This is a genomic window from Halomonas sp. (assembly GCF_031581305.1).
GTDB lineage: Bacteria > Pseudomonadota > Gammaproteobacteria > Pseudomonadales > Halomonadaceae > Halomonas.
In genome coordinates, this window is record NZ_JAVLBC010000223.1 from 1 (window position 1) to 4,726 (window position 4,726).

A 4,726-nucleotide genomic window follows, 5' to 3' on the forward strand; every position below is an offset into this window, starting at 1 on the left:
CGCGGGCCATGAGTCCGCTGCGATTCCCGGGTAGAATGCCTCCCATCTTCGCTTCCGGTGGCCGGCATGACCGAACCCGTCTCTCCTCTCTCGCCTGCTGGCGATCGTCACTTCGACGGCCTGGCCGACAAGTTTGCCGCGAGCCTCTACGGCGGGGCCCGCGGCGAGCTGCGCCTGGCACTGCTCGACCGCCTGCTGCCCGAGATGCTCGACCTGCACGGCCAGCCATTGCTCGACGTGGGGGGCGGCCTGGGCCAGCTGGCCGGCTGGTTTGCCGCACGCGGCCACGCCGTGATCCTGGCCGAGCCCTCCGGGGAGATGCTGGCGCGGGCGAGGGAGTCTCTGGCGGGGCATGAGGTGAGCCTGCTGCAGGCGCCGCTCCAGACGCTGCCCGAGCTGGCGCCCGGTCCCTGGCCGCTGATCGCCTGTCATGCCGTGCTGGAGTGGCTGGCGGACCCGCGCGGGGCCCTGGCCACCCTGGCCGGCCTGCTGGCGCCGGGCGGGCAGCTCTCGCTGATGGTGTTCAACCGCGACGCCCTCAGGCTCTCCAATGTGGTCAAGGGCAACCTGGAGAAGGCCCTGGCCGACCGGCTCGAAGGGAAGGGGCTGGGTAAGCGGTTGACGCCGATCTCGCCGCTGACCCATGGCCAGGTCGAGGCCTGGAGCGCCGAAAACGGCCTCGCGATCCGCGAGGTGGTGGGCATCCGGGTCTTTGCCGACTACCTGCGCCAAGCGCCGGAGAGCGAGGCCGATCGGGAGCGCCTGCTAGCGCTGGAACAGCGCTATTGCCGCGTCGATCCCCACTGGCGGCTGGGCCGCTACCTGCTCTATACCCTGGAACGCCCGACACGATCCGCCGAGGAGGTCACCGCATGAGTGCCGAAACCCCCGTCTGCCAACTGCTGGAGCGTCAGGGTGCCGACTACCGCGGCTGGCTCTGGGTGGCGCCGCCCCGGGACGCCTGGCTGGAGGCCGGGGAAGGGAGCCTGCTCTCCGCGGACCAGGCCGTGCTCGCGGCCTGGCGGGCTCGGGGGAGGGCGGCGCACTCGCCCTTCGAGGGCGTCGATCCGGCCCCGCCGGGGGCGGTGCTGTTCTGGCCCAAGAGCCATGCCCTGGGGGAGTGGTGGCTGCTATGGCTCTGTGCCCACCTGCCGCCGGGGACGCCGCTGCAGCTGGTGGGCGAGAACCAGGGCGGTATCAAGCGGGTCCTCAAGGCGCTGGCGGCTCTGGGACTGGGCTGTCGCAAGCTGGACAGCGCCCGACGCTGCGGCCTCTATGCGACCTGTCTGGACCGGGTCGGCATCGACCCCGATGAGGCCTGGACCTGCTTCGAGGCGGAGGGCATTCGGCTGGTCAGCCATCCGGGCGTGTTCTGTCACGGCAAGCTGGATGAGGGTACCCGGTTGCTGCTGGAACAGTTGCTGGCATGCCTGGCGCAGGGGGGCGAGGTGCTCGATGTCGGCTGCGGTGACGGCATCCTGGCGGCCTGGATGGCTCGACGCGGGGCGCGGGTTGCGGCGGTGGATGTGAGTCATTTCGCGATCGAGGCGACCCGGCGCACCCTGGTGGCCAACGGCCTCGACGGCGAGGCCCTGGCGAGCGACGTCTATTCGGCGCTGGGGGGACGTCGTTTCGATGCCATCGTCAGTAATCCGCCCTTCCACCAGGAGCGGGTGATCGACTATGGCCCGGCGGGGCGACTGATCCTCGAGGCGCCCGACCACCTGCACCCCGGGGGCCAGCTGATCCTGGTGGCCAACGCCTTCCTGCCCTATCCGGATCTGCTGGAGCGCGCCTTCGGTGGTTTCGAGGTGCTGGCCGACGACCGGCGCTTCCGGGTCTATCGGGCCGTGAAGGGCTGATCAGGCCCGCGGGTCGCGATAGGCGATCTCGGTGATCACGTAGGTGGTCTCGCCGCCCGGGGCGGCCACCGTCACCTCGTCATCCAGCGCCCGGCCGAGCAGGGCCTTTGCCAGCGGCGCGTCGACGCTGATCCAGCGCTTCGTGGTGTCGGTCTCGTCGTGGCCGACCAGGCGGATGTGCATCTCCTCGCCTTCCTCGTCTTCCAGGGTGACGAAGGCACCGAAGAAGACCTTGCCGGTGTCCGCCGGCAGACGGTCCACGACCGTGAGTTCGTCGAGGCGCTTGGTCAGGTAGCGGATGCGGGCGATGACCCGGTTGAGCTCCTTCTTGTTGTAGGTGTAGTCGGCATTCTCGCTGCGATCGCCCAGCGCGGCCGCCTCGCCCACCTTGGACGAGAGGGCAGGGCGCTTGACACGCGAGAGGTGGTCGAGAATGCTGCGCAGCCGCTCTGCCCCTTCGACGGTGATCAGGTTGCTCTTGGGTTCCTGGCGCGGATCCTTGGCGGGGTCCCGCCAGCGCGTCATGTTGCGACCTTTCATGAGGTGCCTCGATGTCTTGAGTCTGGTCGCGAACATACGCCAAGCGAGCGGCGTGGCCAAGCCGGTTCGCGGTTGGGCAAGCCGGCGTAAGCTTGCCCGCGGTTGGCATTCGCCGGCCGGGCCACGATAATGACCTCTTTGTGTGACCCGGAGACCGCATGAGCGAAAACCGCCCGCCCGCAGACGAGCAGGAATTGATCCTCGCGGCGCCCTTCACGGCTGCCGACGTGGATCTGGCCGAGCGTCGCTGTCTGCATCAGGGCTTCTTTCGGCTGGAGGAACTCCACCTGCGCCATCGTCTCTTCGAGGGTGGCTGGAGCGGCAGGATGGTGCGCGAGGTGCACCATCGTCACGATGCCGTGGGGGTGCTGCTCTACGACGTGGAACGTGACACCGTGGTCCTGATCGAGCAGTTCCGTGCCGGCGCCCTCGACGACCCCGACTCCCCCTGGAAGGTGGAGGTGGTGGCGGGGCTCGTCGAGCGCGGCGAGAGTGTCGCCGAGGTGGCACGCCGCGAGGCCATGGAGGAGGCGGGCTGCGAGGTGGGCGAGCTGATCGAGCTGCACACCTACTACCCGAGCCCCGGGGCCTGCGACGAGCGGGTCACGCTGTTCTGCGGCCTGGTCGACAGCCGTGGCCTCGGCGGGGTGCACGGCCTCGATGAGGAACACGAGGACATCCGCGTGCATGCGCTGCCGTTTACCCGGGCCTGGGAACTCCTGCAGGCCGGACGACTCGACAATGCGATGTGCCTGATCGCCTTCCATTGGCTGGCCGGTGAACGCGCATCGTTGCGAGCAAGGAGGTAGCGTGCCGAGAAACGCCTATGTCACCGACCTGAAGACCCTGCAGGGGGAGTGCACCGCCAACTTCATCCGGCTGACCCGGCTGCTGGGCGACCTGGAAGTCGGCGAGACCCGCGAGGTCGAGCTGGTCAACCAGGGGCGTCGGCTGGGGGCCCTGTGTCTAAAGCTCCAGGAGCGCGCGCCCTATACCAGCATCGTGCGCGTCTCCCAGCGCGGAATGCTCGACACGATGATCGACACCCCGCGCATGCGCGTTCACCTCTACCACGACGTGCGCATGGCCGAGGTCACCGACTTCCAGCGTCAGCGTCACTTCGACGGCCGCTACCGCTACCCCAACTCGCGCATGCACCAGCCCGACGAGAAGCTGCAGCTCAACCGCTTCCTCGGCGAGTGGCTGGAGCATGGCCTGGCCCATGGCCATTCCCTCGACCTGCCTCAACTGCCCTGAAGAGGATGCGGTACTGATGCGACTGGTCCAGCTCACCGACTGCCACCTGCATGCCGACCCCGCGGCCCGCGCCCGGGCTGGCTTCCCGCTGCGCCAGCTGGAGGCCGTGGTCGAGGCGGTGAACCGTGAGGGGCCTGAACGGGTGCTGGTCACCGGCGATGTCAGCGAGGACGAGACGGCGGCCTCCTACCGGCTGGCGGAGCAGGCGCTGTCACGGCTCGATGCGCCCTGGTTCTGGCTCCCCGGCAACCATGACCAGCCGGCACTGATGGCCGAGCGTCGCGAGTTGCACGACGAGCTGGACCTGGGTAACTGGCGGGCGCTGCTGCTGGATACCCACGTCAGCGGCCGGCCCGGCGGCGAGCTGGGCGAGGCAGCCCTGGCCACCCTGGACGAGCGTCTCGCGGCCGACGACCGGCCGACGCTGCTGGTGATGCATCATCCGCCGCTGCCCGTCGGCTCGGCCTGGCTTGACGAGATCGGCCTCGCCGACGGCGAGGCCTTCTGGCGGGTCGTGGCTCCCCATCCCCAGGTCCGCGCGGTGTTCTTCGGCCATGTCCACCAGGCCTTCGACGGCGCCCATGTCCTGGGTGATGGCGAGGTACTGGCCTATGGCTGCCCCGCCACCATCGATCAGTTCCTGCCCGGCTCCTCGACCTTTGCCCTCGACGAGGCCTCCCGTCCCGGTTATCGCATCATCGAACTTGGAGACGGCGAGCTGGAGACCTGGGTGGAACGCGTCGACCTCTGATGCGCAAATAGCCAAAATAGCTATAAAAAAATAGAAATTAATTCTTTTGGGTTATTATCAGCCCGGCGTTACCCTGACTCGCATGATCTCTCCCGCCCAACGTCATGCGAGGTAGCCGGGCCATGAGCAGTCTTCACGCACCGTCCCGCGACAGCGCCGTCGAGGCCGCGCTGGCGCCGTCGCCCCAGCGTCAGACCCATCTGCAACAGCTCGAGGCCGAGTCGATCCATATCATCCGTGAGGTGGTGGCGGAGTTCGCCAACCCGGTGATGCTCTACTCCATCGGGAAGGACTCCGCGGTGATGCTGCACCTGGC

6 protein-coding genes and 1 pseudogene are annotated in these 4,726 nt (G+C 68.4%); 6 read left to right on the forward strand and 1 reads right to left on the reverse strand.

Going from position 1 to position 4,726, the window contains the following annotated elements; genetic code table 11:
- Positions 1 to 66 precede the first annotated feature (66 nt).
- Positions 67 to 876 (forward strand): methyltransferase domain-containing protein, encoded by an 810-nt coding sequence (locus RI841_RS14475; RefSeq protein ID WP_310706338.1) that lies wholly within the window; start codon positions 67 to 69, stop codon positions 874 to 876.
- Positions 873 to 1,862, forward strand: a complete 990-nt coding sequence (locus RI841_RS14480; RefSeq protein ID WP_310706339.1) for a class I SAM-dependent methyltransferase — start codon at positions 873 to 875, stop codon at positions 1,860 to 1,862. Before RI841_RS14475 ends, RI841_RS14480 begins: the two co-directional genes overlap by 4 nt.
- Here the strand turns inward: RI841_RS14480 and greB are convergent, their stop codons facing one another.
- Positions 1,863 to 2,402 carry a transcription elongation factor GreB gene (gene greB / locus RI841_RS14485; protein ID WP_310706340.1) on the reverse strand — a complete coding sequence of 180 codons (540 nt, stop codon included), beginning with the start codon at positions 2,400 to 2,402 and terminating at the stop codon, positions 1,863 to 1,865.
- Positions 2,403 to 2,560: 158 nt separating this feature from the next.
- Between greB and RI841_RS14490 the strand changes: the two genes are divergently transcribed.
- From RI841_RS14490 to RI841_RS14505, 4 genes and pseudogenes are all read left to right on the forward strand, one after another.
- Complete coding sequence (locus RI841_RS14490; RefSeq protein ID WP_310706341.1) at positions 2,561 to 3,211, forward strand: NUDIX domain-containing protein; 651 nt, start codon at positions 2,561 to 2,563, stop codon at positions 3,209 to 3,211.
- Between the two features lies 1 nt (position 3,212).
- A complete protein-coding gene (locus RI841_RS14495) occupies positions 3,213 to 3,659 on the forward strand; it encodes a DUF1249 domain-containing protein (protein ID WP_310706342.1) in 447 nt (148 codons plus the stop codon).
- Positions 3,613 to 4,410, forward strand: coding sequence for a phosphodiesterase (locus RI841_RS14500; RefSeq protein ID WP_310706343.1), 798 nt, complete (start codon positions 3,613 to 3,615; stop codon positions 4,408 to 4,410). The genes RI841_RS14495 and RI841_RS14500 overlap by 47 nt, the downstream gene beginning before the upstream one ends.
- Before the next feature lie 122 nt (positions 4,411 to 4,532).
- Positions 4,533 to 4,726: pseudogene (locus RI841_RS14505) on the forward strand (sulfate adenylyltransferase small subunit); the annotation flags it as partial.

Bases quoted from the DNA above. Each gene is read 5' to 3' on its own strand.
- RI841_RS14490 (WP_310706341.1), top strand. From the start codon at position 2,561: ATGAGCGAAAACCGCCCGCCCGCAGACGAGCAGGAATTGATCCTCGCG.
- RI841_RS14500 (WP_310706343.1), top strand. From the start codon at position 3,613: ATGGCCTGGCCCATGGCCATTCCCTCGACCTGCCTCAACTGCCCTGAA.
- RI841_RS14480 (WP_310706339.1), top strand. From the start codon at position 873: ATGAGTGCCGAAACCCCCGTCTGCCAACTGCTGGAGCGTCAGGGTGCC.
- greB (WP_310706340.1), bottom strand. From the start codon at position 2,402: ATGAAAGGTCGCAACATGACGCGCTGGCGGGACCCCGCCAAGGATCCG.
- RI841_RS14475 (WP_310706338.1), top strand. From the start codon at position 67: ATGACCGAACCCGTCTCTCCTCTCTCGCCTGCTGGCGATCGTCACTTC.